General features: G+C 62.1%; 15 protein-coding genes. 4 read left to right on the top strand and 11 right to left on the bottom strand.

Translation table 11 applies throughout. From position 1 onward, the window contains the following. Window positions 1-42: 42 nt before the first annotated feature. The 6 genes from AC1DW2_RS31900 to AC1DW2_RS31925 all read right to left on the bottom strand — a co-directional run bounded on the left by AC1DW2_RS31900 (window position 43) and on the right by AC1DW2_RS31925 (window position 9,911). A complete protein-coding gene (locus AC1DW2_RS31900) occupies window positions 43-1,872 on the bottom strand; it encodes an SLC13 family permease (protein ID WP_354123507.1) in 1,830 nt (609 codons plus the stop codon). A gap of 54 nt (window positions 1,873-1,926) precedes the next feature. Next, window positions 1,927-3,309, bottom strand: a complete 1,383-nt coding sequence (locus AC1DW2_RS31905) for a M20/M25/M40 family metallo-hydrolase (protein ID WP_354123506.1) — start codon at window positions 3,307-3,309, stop codon at window positions 1,927-1,929. A gap of 103 nt (window positions 3,310-3,412) precedes the next feature. After that, window positions 3,413-5,062, bottom strand: a complete 1,650-nt coding sequence (locus tag AC1DW2_RS31910; RefSeq protein WP_354123505.1) for an MFS transporter — start codon at window positions 5,060-5,062, stop codon at window positions 3,413-3,415. Window positions 5,063-5,134: 72 nt separating this feature from the next. Further along, complete coding sequence (gene glsA / locus AC1DW2_RS31915) at window positions 5,135-6,133, bottom strand: glutaminase A (RefSeq protein ID WP_354123504.1); 999 nt, start codon at window positions 6,131-6,133, stop codon at window positions 5,135-5,137. 202 nt (window positions 6,134-6,335) lie between these two features. Further along, window positions 6,336-7,901: an AbgT family transporter gene (locus AC1DW2_RS31920; RefSeq protein WP_283017316.1), complete on the bottom strand. Its 1,566-nt coding sequence runs from the start codon at window positions 7,899-7,901 to the stop codon at window positions 6,336-6,338. A gap of 411 nt (window positions 7,902-8,312) precedes the next feature. After that, complete coding sequence (locus AC1DW2_RS31925; protein ID WP_283017315.1) at window positions 8,313-9,911, bottom strand: DcaP family trimeric outer membrane transporter; 1,599 nt, start codon at window positions 9,909-9,911, stop codon at window positions 8,313-8,315. A gap of 560 nt (window positions 9,912-10,471) precedes the next feature. Between AC1DW2_RS31925 and AC1DW2_RS31930 the strand changes: the two genes are divergently transcribed. Together AC1DW2_RS31930 and AC1DW2_RS31935 are read left to right on the top strand one after the other, a co-directional pair. Then, window positions 10,472-11,689, top strand: a complete 1,218-nt coding sequence (locus AC1DW2_RS31930) for a sensor histidine kinase (RefSeq protein ID WP_283017314.1) — start codon at window positions 10,472-10,474, stop codon at window positions 11,687-11,689. 313 nt (window positions 11,690-12,002) lie between these two features. Beyond that, the gene (locus AC1DW2_RS31935; RefSeq protein ID WP_028152046.1) at window positions 12,003-12,638 is read left to right on the top strand and encodes a response regulator transcription factor; all 636 of its coding nucleotides are present in this window, start codon (window positions 12,003-12,005) and stop codon (window positions 12,636-12,638) included. A gap of 431 nt (window positions 12,639-13,069) precedes the next feature. On the opposite strand, the gene AC1DW2_RS31940 is transcribed toward AC1DW2_RS31935, so the two are convergent. From AC1DW2_RS31940 to AC1DW2_RS31960, 5 genes are read right to left on the bottom strand one after another with little or no spacing between them, the layout of a single operon-like run. Further along, window positions 13,070-13,477, bottom strand: coding sequence for a hypothetical protein (locus AC1DW2_RS31940; RefSeq protein WP_085399021.1), 408 nt, complete (start codon window positions 13,475-13,477; stop codon window positions 13,070-13,072). A 30-nt stretch (window positions 13,478-13,507) separates the two neighbouring features. Then, the gene (locus tag AC1DW2_RS31945) at window positions 13,508-14,515 is read right to left on the bottom strand and encodes a Gfo/Idh/MocA family protein (protein WP_085399020.1); all 1,008 of its coding nucleotides are present in this window, start codon (window positions 14,513-14,515) and stop codon (window positions 13,508-13,510) included. Continuing rightward, the gene (locus tag AC1DW2_RS31950) at window positions 14,505-15,551 is read right to left on the bottom strand and encodes a Gfo/Idh/MocA family protein (protein ID WP_063981788.1); all 1,047 of its coding nucleotides are present in this window, start codon (window positions 15,549-15,551) and stop codon (window positions 14,505-14,507) included. The genes AC1DW2_RS31945 and AC1DW2_RS31950 overlap by 11 nt, the downstream gene beginning before the upstream one ends. A 10-nt stretch (window positions 15,552-15,561) precedes the next feature. After that, window positions 15,562-16,710 carry an N-acetylglucosamine-6-phosphate deacetylase gene (locus tag AC1DW2_RS31955; protein WP_063981789.1) on the bottom strand — a complete coding sequence of 383 codons (1,149 nt, stop codon included), beginning with the start codon at window positions 16,708-16,710 and terminating at the stop codon, window positions 15,562-15,564. After that, window positions 16,707-17,486, bottom strand: coding sequence for a glucosamine-6-phosphate deaminase (locus AC1DW2_RS31960; protein ID WP_231142847.1), 780 nt, complete (start codon window positions 17,484-17,486; stop codon window positions 16,707-16,709). The genes AC1DW2_RS31955 and AC1DW2_RS31960 overlap by 4 nt, the downstream gene beginning before the upstream one ends. Before the next feature lie 132 nt (window positions 17,487-17,618). Here AC1DW2_RS31960 and AC1DW2_RS31965 point away from each other — a divergent pair, with 132 nt between their 5' ends. Together AC1DW2_RS31965 and AC1DW2_RS31970 are read left to right on the top strand one after the other, a co-directional pair. Further along, window positions 17,619-18,656: a LacI family DNA-binding transcriptional regulator gene (locus tag AC1DW2_RS31965; protein WP_063981791.1), complete on the top strand. Its 1,038-nt coding sequence runs from the start codon at window positions 17,619-17,621 to the stop codon at window positions 18,654-18,656. Between the two features lie 113 nt (window positions 18,657-18,769). Beyond that, the gene (locus AC1DW2_RS31970; RefSeq protein ID WP_063986179.1) at window positions 18,770-20,113 is read left to right on the top strand and encodes an ABC transporter substrate-binding protein; all 1,344 of its coding nucleotides are present in this window, start codon (window positions 18,770-18,772) and stop codon (window positions 20,111-20,113) included. The last annotated feature ends 56 nt before the right edge of the window (window positions 20,114-20,169 follow it).

Here is a 20,169-nt window from a genome sequence, read left to right on the forward strand (position 1 = left end):
CCGGTCGGTTAAGACGCAAACCAATCATCCTGCGCAAACTGCTCATCCTGCGAATGGCCAGAGCATGGGCACGAGAAACGTGCCTACCAGGAAGAACCAGAGCAGCAACGGTAGACCCATCCTCCAGAAATCACCAAATCGATAGCCGCCGGGGCCCTGCACCATGAGGCTCGCTGAGGCGGCGATTGGCGTAAGAAAGGAAGCGGCCGCAGCCACCGCCACAGTCACCAGCGCGGTGCGCGGCGAGACACCGACGGCTTCCGCGGAGGCAATCGCTATCGGAATGACGATGAGTGTCGTCGCTGTGCTGCTGATCAACTGGCCGATTAGCGCCGTGAGCAAAAACAGCCCCGCCAGCAGCGCGTACGGGCTCGCATTGCCGACAATGGCAACGAGTGTATCGGCGATGAGATAGGCTGCACCCGTCTTGTACATGGCGGTCGAGAGCGGGATCAGCGAAGCGATCATGATTAGCACGTTCCAGTTAATCGCCCGATAGGCTCGTTCGATCTTGAGTACGCGCAACAGGATCACCGCGCAGGCCGCCGCCAATCCAGCGACGACTCTTGGCACGACGCCCGTCGCTAGCAGCGTAACCATGACCGCGAGAATGACAATGGCGCGTATGGAGCCGGTGCCCAGGGGCCTGGCCTGGCTGCGGATCATGTCAGGGGCAGCAACGACGAGCACGTTGGGATCTCGCCCGTACTCCTCGAGCGCTTCCCAACGGCCTTGCAGCAACAGCGTGTCACCCGCCGCAAGAACGGTTTCGCCCGGTCCGAGATTCTCGCCGCCGCGTTGAACGCCTAGGATAATCAGATCGCCACTTTCGGTGACCATGCCGGGGAAGACGGTCTCACCGATCAGGCGAGAGCGGGGCGGCAGCACCACCTCGGAAAAGCCATGGCTATCGTTGAACAGTGCCTCCCGCATTTTGCCGATCGTCTCCTGGCAGGGCGTCAGGCCATGCTGCTCGGCGAACGCGTCCATCGCCGCCTGCTCACCGCGCATGATGAGCCGATCGCCTTCCACGAGAGAATGTTGCCACGAGATGCTGTTCTGGCGGCGAGGGCGAATAGCGATGAAGCTGAGCTCCGGGTGGTTCTCGCGCTCCAGCCGCGATTCCAGCACCGCCTGCAACGTGCCGCGATAGGGCGAGGCGGCGGTGATCTCGAGCTGGTACACCTGGTCAAACAGCTTGTATTGCTCGGTCAGCATGCGCGAATGGTGGCTCAGATCCTCCGGCATCTCCCGGCTAGTGCGCACCGGCAGCAGCATATCGCCGAAAAGAATCACGATGGCCACGGTGCCTGCCAGGAGCGGTACGCCGATCACCGTCATCTCGAAAAAGCCGAAGGGCGCGAGACCGACATCGCTCGCCGCGTCGGAAAGCAGCACGTTCACAAGGCTTCCGGTCAGTACCAGCATCGAACCCGAATAGGAGGCGAAGGCGAGAGGCATCATGAGTTGCGCAGGCGGCCGCTTGAGCCGGACGGAGACGATCACCAGCATGGGCAGCAGGGCAGCCACTGCGCCACCCGAGCCGATCAGCGCCGTGAGAAAGGCCACTAGCAGCATCGACAGCACCAACAGGCGTGTCCGGCTTTCGCCTGCGTAACGGATCAGCACCTGGCCTGCCCACGTGGTGACGCCGGACGAATCCAGGCTGGCACTCACCACGAAGAGCGAAGCAATGAAGAGTATCGTGGTGTCGCCGAAACCTGCCAGCGCCTCGGGGAGCTCCAGAATGCCGGTCGCGTAAAGCACGAGTGTCGCACTTAGCGCCACGACCGCGACTGGCACCCAGTTCGAGACGAACAGCAGCACCATCGTGGCGATGATGGCAAAGGTAATGAGTATATGCGGCGTCATCGCACCTCGCGAGGGCGGTCTGGCCCGGAGCCAGCGCTGCTTGCCCGTGCCGCTCTACCGCGACAGCGCTTCCAGAATACGTGCCCAGGAGCGGATGCCCTTATGGAAGCTCTTGAGATTGTACTTCTCGTTCGGGCTGTGGATGCGGTCATCCTCGAGGCCGAAGCCCGCAAGCACTACGTCCATGCCCAGCGATTGTTTGAGCTGATGGGTCACGGGAATGGAGCCGCCACCGCCGATGAAGACTGCGGGCTTGCCCCATTCGGCCGTCAGTGCGTCGCGCGCCTTGCCGAAGGCCGGGGCCTCGATCGGGAAGCGGATCGCCTGACCCGCGCCATGCTCCAGGAATTCCACACGGCAATCGGCCGGGACGCGTGCATGCACATGCTCCCGGAAGGCTTTGCGGATGGCATGGGGGTCCTGATCGAAAACCAGGCGGAAAGACACCTTTGCCGATGCCATGGCGGGAATCACGGTCTTGAAGCCGGCCCCCTGGTAGCCGCCGCCCATGCCGTTGATTTCGCAGGTCGGGCGCGACCAGACCATCTCCAGCGCGTCGCGGCCCTTCTCGCCGGCGGGAATCGAAAGCCCGATAGCGCCGAGGAAGGACTTTGCGCTGAAGTTCAGGCTGTCCCATTGCTCGCGCAGCGCCTTGGGAAGTTCCGGTACGCCGTCATAGAAGCCGCGCAGCGTGACGCGTCCGTTGTCGTCGTGCAGGTCAGAGAGGATGCGGGCGAGGATGCGGTTCGGATTGGCCGCGGCCGAACCATAGAAGCCCGAGTGCAGGTCGCGGTCGGCGGCGTGTATGATGACCTCTTCACCGCAGAGTCCGCGCAGCATAGTCTGGATCGCCGGCGTCTCGTGGTCCCACATGTTGGTGTCGCAGATCAGGCCGATATCTGCGCGCAACTCCGCGGCATGGGCATCGAGAAAGCCCGGCAGGTTCACGCCACCGGATTCCTCTTCGCCCTCCAGCAGGATCGAAACCGGAATCGGCAGTTTGCCGGTGACCGCCTTCCAGGCGCGGCAGGCCTCGACAAAGGCCATGAGTTGCCCTTTGTCGTCCGCGGCGCCGCGGCCCGTGATGATCTTCGCGCCATCGGGCATCGTCTGGATAGACGGGTCAAAGGGATCGCGCTCCCAGAGCTCGAGCGGATCGACCGGCTGCACATCGTAATGGCCGTAGAACAGTGCCGAGGGACCGGGCACGCTGCGGTCATGTGCCACGACCATCGGGTGCCCCGGTGTCGGGCGCACCGAGGCGTCGAAGCCAATGCTTTTGAGGTCGGCCACGTGCCATTCGGCATTGGCCGTACATTCGGCCTTGTAAGCCGGATCGGTTGAAATCGACTTGATGCGCAGGATCGCGAACAGACGCTCGAGAGCCGCATCGAGATTTGCGTCGACGTTGGACAGGACATCATCGAGCTTGGTCATGGAGCCCTCCGGAGGGTCTTCTGAGCCGTTGGTCAGTACGCGGGCGCGATCGCCACATTGTCCGTCGTAGCAAACGCTGTTTCTTGCCAGGAGGTTACGATTGCTATTCGTTCCTTCCGCGCTTACGCGGCGCCGGGTCGGGAATTTCGCCTGGCAGGAAGTTGGGCAGCTTCCCTGCCGGGAAAATCGCAAGCAAGGCAACGCCAGCCATGATGAGGAGGCCAATTTTCAAAGCACGCAATCGCACGACAGTGTTGACGCGCACCGCTTCCGCCACTTGAGCCGGAGAGGCCGTGGTTTGCTCCATCACGCTCTGCAGCCGGTCATTGCTGATGAAGGTGATGTTATCCAGGTCCAGCTGCGCCTGTATCTCAGGCGGCAGTTTTGGATTTTCGGCGATGGTCCGCAAAACAGCGGCGCTTAACAGGCCGACGAGGAGTGCCCCGGCCACCGCTGTGCCGACGGCCGCGGCGAGATTGTTGGTCGTGCCGCGCAGCGAGCCGACGTCGCCCGCGAGCTCTTTCGGCGAAGCCGTGACCAGCACGTTGAACAGCAGTGTGACCAGCGATCCCTGTCCAATGCCGAAAATCACCAGCCCAAGGAGAACCGGGACGGCGCTCCAATCATTCCTCACGACAAAGGCGAGCCAAAGGAGCGCCACAGTGCAGAGTATGAAGCCATAGCGTCCGATCTGCCTCGGCGTGAACCGACCATAGAACCGCACGATCAGCATCGCAGCGAAGAAGACGGTGAGGTTGAAGGGCATCATGGCGATTGTTGTCGCCAGCGGCGTGCGCCCCTGCACGATCTGGATGTATAATGGAACCGAGAAATTGAGCATCGCTTCCAGCGCTACGACAGCAAACATCGCATACACCGCCGCCCGCTCCTGCGGGGAGTCGATCACCTCGAGCGCTAGAAGCGGCGTCTTCCCCGCAGCCTGCTGTCTGTGGGTCCAACTTAGAAAACCCTGACCGAACACGATACCCATCACGATCATGATCGGGGCGGGAGATACGCCAAAGAGGTCGAATGGCGCATTGGGCCCCGCCAATCCCAGCCCCCACCGATTGAGGTTGTTGAAACCGAAGCTGATCAGAATGATGGCTGCGGCAGCGAGAATGACACCCACGAAATCGATCCGGACCTCCGGACGCGCCTCATCGGGCTTGAGACGAAAGCTCAAAAGGAAAACCACAGCCGACACGGCGATCAGAATCCCGAACGCAGGGCGCCATCCGATGAATGTGCCTAGAGTACCGCCGATGACAAACGCCAGAACGCCCGCAGCGGCGCGCGCGGAACCCAATGCGCCAACGGCTGTTGCCTGCTGTCGCCCCTTGTAGTTTTCCGCGATAAGCGCGACCAACGACGGTACGATCACCGCACCAGCCGCGCCGGACAAGGACTGCGCAGTAATCATGAGATCCGCGTTTGGACTGAACGTCATCAATACCTGCGCGGCGCCGAACACGGCAACGGCAACGCGGAATACGTGCGTCGCCCCGTAGCGCTGTGTCAGCTTCGCACCGAGCATGACGAAGCCGGCAACAAGCATCGAATAAGCCACGATACCGGTGGCGACAGTCGTGGGCGGAACGCCAAAACTGTTGACCATCCCTCCCAGCGCAACTGGCAAGGAGGCGACGTTGAAAGACATGATCATCTGGCCGAGGGCGATGGTGATCATCGGCACCCAGGATGCATTCTCTTCTTCGACGGAGTGAACCGTCGTCGCAGATGCCATCGTCATGGCGTGTCCCCTGTCATTTTTTCTGAAGTCCAGCCACAGTCAGTGCGGGCTGAATCTCCGACAATTGCAAACCTACGCTTCCGGGTTGGACATGAATAAATCCATGCCCAGCCGCTGCGACAGATACTTCGCTACAAGCTGTCCCTTGACGCTGTTTCCGGCGCTGTCAAGCGGCGGCGCAAAGGTCCCCAGACCGCCCTTTCCGGGGGAGACCGTGACGATCCCGCCGCCGATGCCGCTCTTGCCCGGTAGCCCGACATCGTAAAGCCAATCGCCTGATGTCTCGTACATTCCGGCAGTCGTCATGACGGCCAGTGCGTAGTGGCAGACCGACGGATCGACCACGCGCACTTTCGTGATGGGGTTCACGCCACCGTCCGCCAAAGTCGCACCCATCACCGCCAGATCCTTGGCACTCACATTCAGCGCGCATTGTCTGGTGTAAAGATCTGTCGCCTCTGCCGGATCACAGTAAATCCGTTCGAAACTCTGGAGCAGGCGGGCGATGCTCTGGTTTCGGAAGTTGGTCTCCGTCGCCGAGGCATAAACCTCGTCGTTAAGCGCAAGCGGACGTCCGGCGAACTGTGACAATCCGTCGTGGATGAACTTCCATTTCGCATCAGCCGTTGCTCCCGGGACGAGGCTTGTCGTCGCAATCGCGCCCGCATTCACCATCGGATTTGTGCGGCCATCGGGGTTACGTTCGACCGCAGCGAGCGAGTTGAACGGAAGGCCGGTTGCGTTCGCTCCAAGCTTCTGGCGTGCCTGCGCCGCGCCGAGGACCTGACAGACCAATGCAAAGATGAACGGCTTGGAAACGCTCATGATCGAGAACTCGTATTCGGCCGCCCCCACAGCGTAGACCGCGCCGTTGGTGCCGACCACGCAAACGCCGAACAGGTCGCTCGGTACTTCGGCGAGCGCGGGATATACTTGAGAGTTCTTGCCGTCCGTATTTGATTTGTAGCGCGCGTACACCTCGTCGATCAGCGAGATGACTTCCGCTTCGGCCGGCAAGTGTCCGGTTGATACGTAGGAATAGTTGTTGTCGGCATCGGCGTTCGCATTCATAGCGCGTTCCAAGCCTCCATAATGAGAAGCACCGAGGGAGCCCCGACATGTGTCGGGTCAAACGCTCCTCACTCGCCGTTTTCGTTCACTGCCTTTAGCGAGGCCCAACGGACCGTCATCTAACGTTGATTTTCCTTGGCGAACAATCAGGCCATTTACCCGGACATCTCGGGGTTTTTCCGGGTTAGGGCTGCCTCGCGCCTCATAATCCCCAAGGCAAGCCCAGCAGGTACCAGACAACGAACAGCACGGTCCAAATGATGGCCATCCAGAGAGTGTACGGCAACATCAGCGCGACAACCGTCCCGACGCCCGCTTTCTTGTCGTAAATCTGGGCAAATCCGACCACCATGGCAAAGTAGGCATTGAGCGGGGTAATCGCGTTGATCGGCGAGTCGCCGACGCGGTAGGCGGCCAGGACGGCCGCGGGATCAACGTTAAGCTGCACGAACACCGGCACGAAGACCGGCGCGAAGATGGCCCATTTGGCGATCGCCGGCGTGAACACGAAGTCCAGGATCATGACGACTATGATGAAGCCAACCAGCAGCCACAGCGTGCCGATATTCGCGCTCTTCAAGACATCGGCCATCGTCAGGGCCATCAACGTTGGAATGTTGCTATAGTTGAAGTAGTCGACGAACTGGCTGATGACGACGAAGAGGAGGATGGTGCCGCTCAGCGAAGCCACCGCCTTGGTCATGGCCGCGATGACGGCCGTGGAGCTATTCACCGTCTTCGCGCCGATGCCGTATGCGATCCCGGTTGCAAGGAACAGCACCATGATAACCCCGATCAGGCCGTTCATGAATGGTGAGTTGCCGATCAGGACGCCCGTGGTCGGATTGCGCAGGGGCGCGCCCGACGGAACCGTTAACAGAAGGAACAGGATCACGACCCCGAGCAGCGCAAAGCCGCTGTACCTCAGCCCACGCGACTCGTCGGCGGAAAGCTGCCCTCCGTTCGCCTCCGGCTGAGTGTTGGCGGTCTTCTCGGCCTGGTAAGCGCCCAGCCGTGGCTCGATGATCCGGTTGTTGATGAGCGCGATGACGATGGTCAGGACAACAACGGAGGCGATCGAGAACGAGACGTTGGCGGTCAGATCCAGCGACGTGGTGGGGTTGACCATGTGGATTGCGTCGTTGGTGATTTCCGTCAGAACGGCATCAAGCGGCTTGATGATCATGTTCACGGTGAATGCACCGGCGACTGCGGCAAATCCCACAGCGAGCCCGGCGAGAGGATGCCGGCCAACGCTCAAGAAGGCGGCGCCGGCCAACGGGATCAACACCACATAGCCGGCGTCTGCGGCAATGCTGGACAAGATGCCGACGAACGCGACGATGTAAACGAGTGCCCAACTCGGAGAGACGGCCACGAGTTTTCGGATCAACGCGTTGATCAGGCCGGCTTCCTCGGCGACGCCGACGCCCATCATGGCGACGATCAACAGCCCAACCGCGGTGAAACCCATGAGGTTTGGCACGAGCCGGGTGTAAATATGACGAATTCCATCCGCCGTCAGCAGGCTATTGGCGGCAGAGGTCGCGGTCTCGATCTTGTGAGTATCCGGGTTGATGACCTGATAGGTGACGCTTGCCCCCAACATGTAGAGTAAGTGAGACAGCACCAACACGATGGCGATGAGGATCAGAAATATCACGACCGGGTGCGGGACGCTGTTTCCGACACGTTCGACAGTGTCGAGGGCTCTTTGCGTCATCGTCTTCGATGGCGGCGTGTTCGTGGCGTCACTGCGCGCGCTCATGTCGGAAATCCTCCCGCTCCATTAGCGACGGCTGGAGCGGCGCTGGTACCATGATGATCCGTGCTATGAGAACAGCGAGGAAGGATCGGACGCCAATGCGCGCTCGAAACCGCTGATCTCGTAATCAACGCGACGACCCCGCTACTCCTCTGACGAAGATGTCAGCGCCATCGCCGCGAGTGCGGCGACGATCTGAAAGGACCATGGAGGCACGGAGGCCTCTCGGGAGAGGATTGCTCATCCTTTCGCGATCTGTCCGTTCACACGCTGCCTTACGAACAATCAATAAGGCGCATCAAAATCCGGCTGAATACCGAATGCGCCTAGATTGTTCCGGGGCAATTACCGACCCGAACGAACGTCTGTGTCAGCAAGGCTTCCATGTCTGCCTGCGAAGCAACAAGACTGTCTTCAAAACCGCACAGTGGCCGAGCCAAGGATGCGATTGGCGGTACCAGAGCCGGTGCTGACCGGGGCTGTTGCTGCGGTGCCGCCGTACACGTCCCGATGGGAGTAGACATATTCAAGACCGACGTCGAGCCATCCGGTCCCGACGCTGTTGCCACGAAGCTCGGCGAACGGGCTCCAGATCAAATTGACGATCCCCTGCTGCATGGTGCTGTTCAACGACGTCGCCGAGGCAGATCCTGGCACGAACAATTGCGCATAGGACGGATATTGCTGCCATGCGTAGGAGTAGACGAAATTGCTGCGTAATTGCGGTGTCCAGAAGCGGCGGTAGCCTGCGCTCGCGCCATAGGTCGGCAGGGCGTCGAGGCTGGGATCGACAACGCCGGGCAGGCCGATGTTGGACAGCGCATCCTGGCCGAAGGTATTGGCGCCGAAATAGCGCCCGATGCCTTGGCCGTAATAGGCCATGCCAACCAGCTCGTCCGGACCGAAAGCTGGTGACAGCCATCGCATTGGGAAGCGACCGCTACCTGCGACACCCCAACCGGCGGTATTGCGCTCGACCGCCGGCGGCGCCGCCGCCGTACCAGCCGTGCGGATGGTGAGATCGCGCAGCAGGCCGCGCAGGTCGAGGCCCAGGCCATCGTTCCGGTATTCGAGCCGGCCGAGTAGATCGGGCACGGAGGCAAATGACGGGCTCAATCCACCAAAGCCAGCCGGGGTGCTGATCTGCGTGAATACGCCTGCCGCGGACGTGTACTGCGTATCCGGCATCTCGATCGAAACGTGCCCGGTCAATCCCGGAGCCAATGTCGCGGTCGCCCGAACCTGCGCCTGGCGCACGAATGACTGGTTGAGATTGGTCGAGAAGTTCACGGTTTCATAGACGCCCTCGTTCCACAGGCTGTTCGCCCAGCCGACCAGGACACGAAACTGTTCGCTGCCGACCTCGCCCCAGGCCTGGCGGAGCCGAAAGACCGCATTGGGTGAGGCTGCCGTGCCCCCGCCGAAGTCGCCTTCAAAGCGGGTTTCGAGAGTGCCCCAGGCGGTCGCCGTGCGCGTATCCATACCGATGCGGCTGAACCGGGCGGACAATCCGGTATCGCCTCCCTGGATGTCGGCGGGGCTTCCGGAAAGCGGAATGGTTTGCACTGTCGGCGCATCGGACTGATTGCGGCCATTGAAGTCGTGGTAGCCATTGACGTTCGCGAAACCGTAGAATCGCACTTCGGACTGCGAACCCGGGATGCGCAAGGACAAACCCGGGAGATCGGAACGCAGCGCGTCCTCGCCTTCGCCGTCGAACTGACTGCCCATCGGTTCGGGCGGACGCAGGCCCGGAATGGGCGCCGCCGCGGCTTGTGGAGGGACCGCAGCACTCGCAGTCATTCGCGGCTCAGTCGACGCAACCGGAATCGCAGGCGGCTTTTGCCCGGCGGTCGGTGCGACGATGTCACGACGTGCGGTGGCGGCTTGGGACTTCGAATGCTTATCGCGCGTTTCGAGTTCGTCGACGCGATGGCGCAGCGCGCTGATCAGCTTGTCACCTTCTGTTGCGCGGGCTTGCAGCGCATCGAGACGGCGCATCAACTCTTCCATGGAAGGTTTCTGCTCCTGACTGGCGGGTGTCTGCGCCAAAGACGGACCGGCAAATATTGCGATTGATGCAACGCCACAAAGCGCTCGGAATGTTCGCACGCAAGCCTCCTGTTGGCACGTTCAGGGCACATCGAGTTTTGCGCTTGATTTCAGCGATCGCAAGCCGGCTCCATCGAAGGTCGAAATTTTCGGCGAGATTGTGCCATTTCGGTTGTACCGCAGCGCAGTTGCATCGCGCTCGGTCGGCTCAACATCATCCTGCAGCGCAGAAAGCGATCTCAGGATAGGGACGGGTGCGTGAAATCGAAATGGCTCACAATCCCACCACTGTGCGCTGCATCCTGTATCGTCGCGTCTTGGGTGTCGCCGCCATATTTGCGTGGCACGAACTGCACAGTCACATGCCGGAATTCATGTCAGCCATGCGAGGTTTTGGTCCTCGGAGAATACAACCTGCTGGCTGAGGGTAAGATCGAGCGTATAATCCGGTCTCTCCCCTAGGGCGTTTCCTGTAGTCCAGTGATCGATGTTGGGACGACTGGAGAGGGGGAGCTTCGAGATTGAGCGTTGAGTTCGACCTCGAAAACGACCCGGAAAGTTGGGTGCGTACCGTGAAGCCACACAGTTCTCCTGCTTGCGAGCCGGCGCGTCCCTTTATCGACGATCACCTGATTGGCCAGGACGCAACTGGCGATCGCTCATATTGGACACACTCCGAAGAGCTCCTTTTCGCGGTCCGCCCCTCACGTGGCGGGCGCTTCGTGTACGAGGCAATCAATCAGGCCTTCGAGGCTCTCCTTGGAATGTCGCAGCAGGAGGTCCGAGAGCTGGACGTCTTCGAATGTCTTGCCAAGGAAGACGCCGAGCGTCTCTGTGAAATACTCCAGGCATGTCTTGCGGAAGGAGCCGAGACCAAAATCCAGCACAGTCTGATGCTCGGTGGCTTGCTGCGGGATGTCGAGACAACCGTTGTTCCGATCCTCCATCCCATGGCCGGCAATGCGGCCCGGTTGATTGGCGGTCATCGGTTACTCCACAAGGAGGGGCTCGACTGTGTGACTGAAGAGGCTGCTTTCCTTCACGGGGACGTCAGCCTGATGTCCATCCGCGAGGACATCCACCAGCGGATCGCATCGGAGCTTCATGATTCGACGTGCCAGGAGCTGGTTGCCGCCAGTCTTGGTGTGATGCGTGTCCGCACTTGCCTCGATAACCCGCGCGGCGTCGAGCGGCTTTGCGATGATATCGACGCGTCGATTGACGCGGCACTCAAGGAAATCCGTTCCCTGACCTATCTGCTCCACCCCCAGGATCTGACGGACCGGGGACTCAAGGCGACGATCGAGCAGCATGCCTTGGGGTTTGGTGCACGTACGTCGTTGCGGGTGAGCACGAGGATACCCGCCGCCGTCGATAAGCTACCTTACGCGAGCCAGCTCTCGGTGCTGCGGGTCATTCAGGAGGCGCTMACGAATATATTCCGCCACGCGAAGGCGACGGAGGTCAGAATCGTCGTCGAGGCGATCGAGGGTCACTTCCATCTGACGATCAGCGACAACGGGCGCGGTTTTCCGGTCGATCACACAAAACGTGGCAACGGTGCGATATCGCCCGGTGTCGGCATTCCCGCCATGAGAGCGAGACTTAAGCAGCTTGGGGGCACGTTCGAGATCCGGTCCGATCTTGCACCGCGACATTCCGGCACGACGCTGTGCGCGGTGTTCCCGCATGGTCTCATGACCAAAAGGCGCAGCCGGCGCGCGTCACTGAAATCATAAGCCAGCGTGTGCACGGAATGACGGAGATCAGGGACCCCGAGGGCAGGCAGTCTCTGTCCGTCGGTTCCCGGAGTTCCCTCCACGAAATGAAGGCTGATCGACGATGATCGTGTAGCGGTCCGATTTGGGCTGCGCGCGGGCAAGACCCGTCGATGTCTGATTGGAAACGCCGATGTTTGGTACATCCGCCCGGAGATATCAGGGTTTTGCAGGATAACCCATTGAAGGATAATCGGTAGATTGGCACACTTGACTGCTGGAAATCTCCATCCATTGCCCGACAGGTTCTGGGCCCGCATACGGGAACGACGCCGTGAAACGCATCGTGATTGCGGATGATCATGAAGTCGTACGTTCCGGGCTCCGAGCGATCGTTGAGACCCGCTCAGACTGGATCGTCAGCGGAGAGGCGACCAACGGCGAGCAGGCTGTGGCCGTGGCGGTGGAGACGCGTCCGGACGTCGTGATAGCCGACTATTCGATGCCGCTGATGAACGGACTTGAGGTCAGCCGCCGCCTCAAGTCGATGCACCTGCGCACCGAAGTATTGATCCTGACGATGCACGAGAATGAGGAATTGCTGACTGAAGCCATCCTGGCTGGCGTTCGCGGCTTCCTGTTCAAATCGGACGCCAGTAGGCACCTGATCTTTGCGATCGAGGCCTTGCTCGATGGCAGACCTTACTTCACGGGCGTTCTGTTGGAGAAGTTGCTCCACGAATACCAGGCCGGCAAGCAAAATACGTCCGACATGCTGCTCACCGCGCGCGAGCAGGGCGTTGTCCAGCTTATTGCAGAGGGACACACCAACAAGTCGATCGGCGTCATCCTGAAGCTGAGCGTAAAGACCGTCGAGACCCACCGCGCGTCAGCGATGCGCAAGCTCAGAATGTCATCGACGGCCGAGCTCGTCCGCTACGCCGTTCGCAGGAAGCTCGTCAATCCTTGACGGAGCTTTCAATGCGAGTCGCCGCCTCGCTAGCGATCAGCGACAACGCGTTCTCCCGTTGGAAATGCCGCGATTTTCGCTGGAGCGACAGCGGTGCTGTCAAGGTCCGGACTTGGGCAGACCCGCTCCAGGAGCATCCGGGCATTTCCTTCCAGCGGCCCGAGGCTCGAAAGCACGACGTTGATCTCCCGAATTCGACGATACAACGTCGAGCTCGGCACACTTGGCTGACCGGCAGCGCAATGACGGATTATGATCGTCCGACGGACGCCCATTTTCAGCCGCATAAGCCTGGGATGCGACCGGCAAGTCATTGAAACCGCAGCTGACTCTTAATCAGCGGGTCCCAGGTTCGAGCCCTGGTGCGCCCACCAAGCTTTTCAATAGCTTAGGGGTTTGTTACGGTCGTCATTCCGACAGACGCGCCGTGGCTATTCCGACAAACCGGCTGTCTTTGTTCTTTCTTCTCGCCGTTTCTTCGTGCCGGAAATTAGCTGTTTCCGTGTGCGCTTTGCATAGGTCGGCAACTGCCGCGACGAGCGATGGCGGCCGGCGGCTCTGAGCTCAGCGTCCATCAGATCGCTGTCGGCTCCCTCGGTAAAGCCGCCGTGGCGGAATGATGTGAAGGACAGCTCTTCACGGAGATCGGCTGCACGGACGATCTTCTTCACGACCCCGCGTAGGTAGCGAAGATCCTGCTTGGCTGTGATCCAGGGCAGCGGGGTAGGTGACCGCCGGTGCGAATGGTCGCGTCGAAAGACCAGGCCGCACACGGTCGTCTGCTTGATTTCGTCGAGCTCGGCCATCAGCTCCGGGAATAAGGTCTCCGCCAGTCTCATCGAACACTGCGAGCAGCAGCTTGCCATTGGTTAACTCCATCGCATGGGTTTTCCGCCGTTGGCCGCACTCTCCTGAGCAAGTATTGCGATACGCGTGGCGCGCAGGGCCTCGTTTGCCGCAATCTGCAAGGTCTCGCCGCGGGCGAGATGATCAAAGACGAAGCTGGCGGGCGAGGCGCCCACCGGCAGGTCGATTTCGCGCCGGGGTCTCGTCGCCGTCTCGACGAGCAGTCGATTTTCCGCGAACAGAACGTCAGCACGACCCTTTGTCCCGGAGATCCGCATGGCATAGTCGCCGTGCCGTGGCGATGCTTCGGGCTGGATCCAGTCAACTTCGATCGCGAATTCCGGTCCGCCATCGCAGGCGAGAATAGCACGCCCCAGCGCGGGAAAGTTCGTCGTGCCGGCAGCCGGGGTCGACGAAATCCAGCCGCTGATTGTGCCGCTGGTGTATCCCGTCAACCAAAGGGCCAGATCAATATCGTGGACCGTGAGGTCAGCGAGGATGCCGCCATAAGTTGATGGTTCGAACATCCACGCTGGACGTCGGCTTGGGACCAGCTTGTGCGGCCCGGTTGCAGTGATGGATACAATGTCTCCAAGTTGGCCGCTGTCGATCACGGATCGGAGTGCGAGCGTGACCGGATAAAACCGCTTCTCGAGCAGAAGAGTGAGCAAATTGCGCCCGGCGAGCGTCTCCTCGATAAGCGCAAGCTGGGCCAGGGTCACAGCCATGGGCTTGTCGGCGATCGCGAAGATGCCGCGGCGTAAAAGTTCGACGACGATTGGCGCGCGAAGACCGAATTCGGTGAAGACTGCTGCGGCCCGAACCCGATGCGCATCCAGAAGCGCATTCGGGTCGGCGTAGCCGGGCGTCTTGGTACGTCGTTCGAGCTCGGTGCGCCGCGCTGGGTCATGATCGGCGACGGCCACGACCCTGACGTCGGTTCTGACAGCGATCTCTGACAGCACGTATTCGACATGCGGGTGGGCTGCGCCGATGATGGCGATGTCGAGCATCTCGGAGCTAGCTGGCATGAATGGCCTCCGCTGCGATCTCATTGGGGCTGACGGCGCGACCTTCGGCAGCTGAGCGATAGATGGCGTCAACCAGTCTCGCAGCTTCGAATCCATCCCTGAACGTGCTCGCAGGCGGCCGTTGCTCCCGGACGGCGCGAACGAAGTCGCGCCATTGGGCGATATGTCCGCCGATCCCGATGGCCTTGGGATCGCTGGCGGCACTGCCAACCCCGGCCGCACTTGGCGGCTCCGCAATGCCGGGAAAATCCCAGCGCACGATGCTGTCGTTTGCGAGCTCGCAACTGCCGCGGTCCGTGAACAATCGAAGCATGGCCGGCCGTCCCGGAGGCAGCGCCGTACTCGTCACGATCACGCCGAGCGCGCCGGATGCGAAAGACAGCAGCGCCGCCGTCGTGTCCTCGACGGCGTGTGCGTGTCCGAGCGTCGTCGTCTTGCCTTGAACGCTATCGACGGCTCCGAACAGCCAGAGCATCAGGTCGAGATTGTGAACACCCTGATTGAACACCGAGCCGCCGCCATGCTCCGCTTCGCTGCGCCACGGCTTCTCCGCATAGTAGGCGTCGGAGCGGTACCAATGGATCGCCGCCTCGATCAGGCGCGGCTGTCCAAGATGACCCGCGTCGAGCAGAGCCTTGATCGCCTGGTGCTGCGGTTCGAGACGGCGCTGCGAAACCACACCGCACGTCAGTTGCGAGCGCTCGGCGGCGCGGACCAGGGACGCAGCCTCGGCCGGATCGACGCAGAGCGGCTTCTCGACCAGCACGTGCCGCCCCGCCTCGATCGCAGCAAGCGCGACGTCATGATGCGCGCCGCTCGGGGTGCAGACCACGACCGCGTCGATCCCGGCATTCGCCAGCATCGCCTCGGTGGTCGCGAATGCCGGAACGTCCTCGCCATTCATGCACGCAGCAATCTGCTCAGGCGTGCCGCCGGCGATCGCGGACAAGACGGTCTCGTCGAGCGCCCGTATTGCCCGCGCGTGTGTTTCGCCGATCGCTCCCGGACCGATCAACCCGATGCGAAGCCGGTTCATGTCTCAGTCCTCAAGAGTTGCAACGATAGGGTCGGCCCGCGACATAGACCGTCTCGGGCACGAGAGATTCATCCTCGCCGAGACGGAAGCGCAGCAGATCGGCCGGCGCTCCCACCGTCAGCGCAGGAAGGTTGAACGGGATACGCGGATTGACAGTTGCGAGCCTCAGCGCCTCTGCCAGGGTCAATCCGGCCATGCGTCTTGCCGTGGCTATTCCGAACACGAGGCTGACGGCTGCGCCCGCCAGAAATGATGTGCCGACGACTTCCAGCCGGCCGTTCGCCTTCAACTCGACCTTGCCGCCGATCGGCGCGTCGTAGACTCCGGGTGTGCAACCCGCGAGCGCGGCGGCATCGGACACCAGGATCGCTCGCTCCAGCCCCTTTGCGCGCAGCATGGACTTGAAGGTCTCGGGGGGAAGGTGATGGCCATCGGCGATGAAGCTCGCCCATAGCCTGTCCTCCGCCAGTTGCGACCAGATCGGGTTGGGATGTCGTGGCAGCGTGGCGGCGATGCCATTGCCAAGATGCGTCGACAACATTGCGCCCGCCGCGACGGCGGCGGAGATCTGATCCGGTGCGGCGTTTGTATGGCCGAGGGCAACACGGACGCCGCGCGCATGAAGGCCGCGCACATAGGCGTCCGTTTCCGGCCAATGCGGCGACAACGTCACGAGGCCGACGAGGTTTCCGCAGGCCGCCTGCCACGCATCGAACTCGCCGAGGCTCGGCGGCCTGACATGTTCGGCCGGATGCGCACCGCGCGGACCATCTTCTGGCGCGATGTGCGGGCCTTCAACATGCACGAAGGGCATTGCGTGCTTGAGAAACGGATCGCTATCACGCGCCTGCGCTATGGCGCGCAATGCATCGATGATCGCATTATGCGATGCCGTGATGAGCGTAGGGGCAAAACGCGACACCCCGCTGTTGTGGACGGCCGTGACGAGATCGCGGACCGTCCGGAGATCAGGGCGGCCATTGAGATCGTAGCCTGCAAAGCCGTTCAATTGCAGATCGAACAGGCCGAGCGACAGCCACAGCCCGTCATCGTCACCGCCGGGAACGATGTCCGTGATCCGGCCGTCCTGAATGACGATGGTGCGATTCTGTCCGGTCTCCGGATCGCGGCCCGAAACGCGCGTTGCCGGATCTGTCATGCGCGTACCGGTGTCAGTGAGAGCTGCGGCGGCGTGGAATCCTGGTCGAGATACAGCGCGCAACGTGGGTGCGTGCGGAGCGCGCTCGCCGGGCACTCGGTCCCGATCGGACCATATAGCGATCGTTCGACGGCGGCGCGTTTGGACGCGCCGGGCACGACGCAAAACAGCCGGTCGGCATCCAGGAGCCGGGGAATCGTCAGCGTGATTGCATGTGCCGGAACATCTCCGAGCGTCGGGAAGCACTCATCGTCAACCTGCTGCTGCCGGCACACTGCGTCGAGCTCGACGATCTTGACCGACTTGGTGTCGTGCAGATCGGCGACCGGCGGGTCATTGAAGGCGAGGTGACCGTTCACGCCGATTCCCAGGCAGATGATGTCGATCGGGGCTTCGCCGAGAAGGGCCGCATAGCGTGCTGCTTCCCGCTCCGGATCCGGCTCCTGCCCGATCAGGTGAACCGCGCCGAAAGCGATGCGCGAGAACAAGTGACGCGTCAGCCAAGCCCCGAAGCGCTCCGGCGCATCCGCGGGAAGTCCGAGATATTCGTCCATGTGGAAGGCTGTGACGCGCCGCCAGTCGATATCGCGCTCGCGAGCAAGGGCATCCAGCATCTCCGCCTGGCTCGGTGCCGCCGCGAAGATCATCCGCACGTTGCTCTGCCGTCCGAGGTGGTCGCGGAGCGCCGCAGCGACGTCCGCGGCGGCCGCCCGGCCCATCGCATCCCGCGTCTTAAACGTCGCGATTGAGGGAGTCACCGAAGCCGTCATGCTCATCCATGGTCTGCCGGGCCTGCACTTTACCCTCGAGCGGAGAGAATGTGATGCAACCGGTTGCATGTCAAGCTTGCGCCCCGGGCCCGGCCGGGGCATGTCTAGGTGAAGGCGATGCAGAGGAGGCGGCCTGCGGTGAAACGCGATTCCGATAGCGGCGGGGAGGGACGTCCATCGGTCGTGCCGACGATCAGTCAGGTCGCGAAGGCCTCCGGGGTTTCGCGTGCCACCGTATCGCGCGCCTTCTCGCGGCCGGAGATGCTGACCGAGGAGACCGTCCGGCGCGTCAAGGAAGTCGCGGGCAAGCTCGGTTATGTGCCGAACCAGGTCGCGCGTGCGCTTTCGACCGGACGCCACGGCAACGTCGCGCTCATCGTCTCGGATGTCGCGAACCCGTTCTTTCCACCGCTGATCAGGGCGGCGCAACTGCGCGCCGACCAGGCCGGGCTGTGCGTCTTCCTCGGCAATTCGGACGAGGATCCCGTGCGTGAGGAGTTGCTGGTCGGCCGCTTCATCGGCCAGGTGGAGGGGCTGGTCCTCGCCTCGTCGCGCCTGGACGAGGAGCATATCCGCCGTCATGCGACGCGCCGGCCGCTGGTGCTCATCAATCGCGATATCGAAGGCATTACGCGGGTCCTGATCGACACCGCGCCGGGTGTGGCGGCTGCGATCGCACATCTGGCCGAGCTGGGGCACCGGCACATCGCCTATGTCAGCGGCCCCACGACGTCGTGGTCGAACCAGCAACGGCGCAATGCCGTCCGGCGCGAGGCGGAGAAGCGCGGGCTCAAGGTGATCGCCGTGCCCGCGCGTCCACCCTCCTACGACACCGGCCGGCTGGCGGCCACCCAGATCGTCGCCAGCGGCGTCACCGCGGCGATCGCGTTCGACGACCTTGTCGCTCAAGGCCTGATGGCAGGGTTAGCTGCGCTCGGTGTCGAGGTGCCCAAATCGTTCAGTGTCGTCGGCTGTGACGACGTCCTCGGCGAAACAACCTATCCGCCGCTCACCACCGTGTCGGCGCGCTGCGCCGACGCCGGCGATGTCGCGGTCGGCCTGTTGCTCAGCCAGATGAATGGCGGCGTGTCGGGCGAGATTCGCCACAAGCTGAATTCCCATCTCGTCATTCGCGCCTCGACCGGTCCGGCCCCTTTGAAGCGGCGAGGCCGCTGACGATTTCATCAAGGGCCTTCGAAAGCGGCAACGGATCGCAATTGACACGCAACCGGTTGCATGCGAGCTTTTTCGCAGGATTTGTCCCATTCCGTATTGCGAGAATGACCCTCATGATGAGACCCGTCGGCAGGTTCGGCTACATCACGCGTCCCGAGGACAACATTCGCCCGGCGAATTCGGGGCGTCGGTCATGGATGTCGGCCGCGCTGTCGCTGGCGCTCGCTGTCGCCGTGCCGGCGTTTGCGTCTCCTGCTTCGGCGGAGAAGCTGACCATCTGGAGCGGGTGGCCTGATCTGGCTCCGTTCTACAAGCGCGTCGGCGACCAGCTGAAGAGCAAATACCCGGATCTCGAAATCAGCGTTGAGTCCATTGCGCTACGCGAGCACGAGAAGCGGCTGGCACTGTCGCTTCCATCGGGCGCGGCCGGGGACGTCATCGAGATGGAGGTCGAGGCGGCACGGTATCTCGAGGCCGGCCTCATCCCGGAGCCGCCGGCGTCGATCGTCGATTTCGTCAAAGCCAATTACGACATGACGCGCGTGAAGACCGCCATGTACGAGGGCAAGATCTTCGGTGTGCCGTTATTCCAGGGGCAGGGCGCGCTGTTCTACAACACCGAGATGTTCGCCAGGGCCGGCCTCGACGGTCCGCCCAAGACCATGGCCGACTACACCGCTTATGCGCAGAAGCTCGCGCAGCGCGATGCCTCCGGCGTGCCGACGGTGAGCGGATGGAGCTTGCGTCTCAGCGGCGGCGGCTCGGGCATCGCGGAGAAGTACTGGACCATTCTCTATAATCACGGCGGGACGCTGCTCGAGGAGAAGGGCGGAAAATGGCGCGCCGCCTATGCGAACGCAGCCGGCCGCGCCGCACTCAAGCAGTATCTCGACAACGTCGTGGTCTACCGTACCGTGACGCCCGAGATGAAGGCGGATGCGGAGGCCTTCGAGCTCGGCCAGACCGCGATGTTCATCCGGGAATCCTGGGTGATCGGCGACGTCGCCAAGAAGGCGCCCAATCTCAAATACGCCACGGCTCCACTGCCCAAGGGCACGCTGATGGTCCCGGTCGATCTCTACGTGCCGAACAAGGGACCCAAGAGCCAGATCGCCTGGGATTTCGTGCAAAAGGCCAACGAGCCGGAAAATCTGCTCTGGCTGCTCGAGAACACGGCCTGGGTCCCGAACCGCAAAGGCCTCGACTACTCCGCCGTGCTCAAGAAAATCCCGCAGCTCGACGCCTTCGTCAACACGCCGCCCGGCCACGTCTTCTTCACGGTCCCGGCGATCAGCCCTGCCAGCGAAATCCTCACCCGGCTCGCGGCGCGGCTGGAGAAGGCGTTCACCGACAAATCGCTGGCCGGCAACGACGCCGCGATCGATGCTTTCCTGAAGGCCGCGGCTGAGGAGAGCGACAAGATCCTGGCCCGGGAAGACCTGCTGGCCAAACCCTAGACTCCATCGACAAGGACCCACTCAATCCAGGCGCCGGCGGCTGACCGGCGCTTGCC

Source organism: Bradyrhizobium sp. P3_C3 (assembly GCF_056402655.1).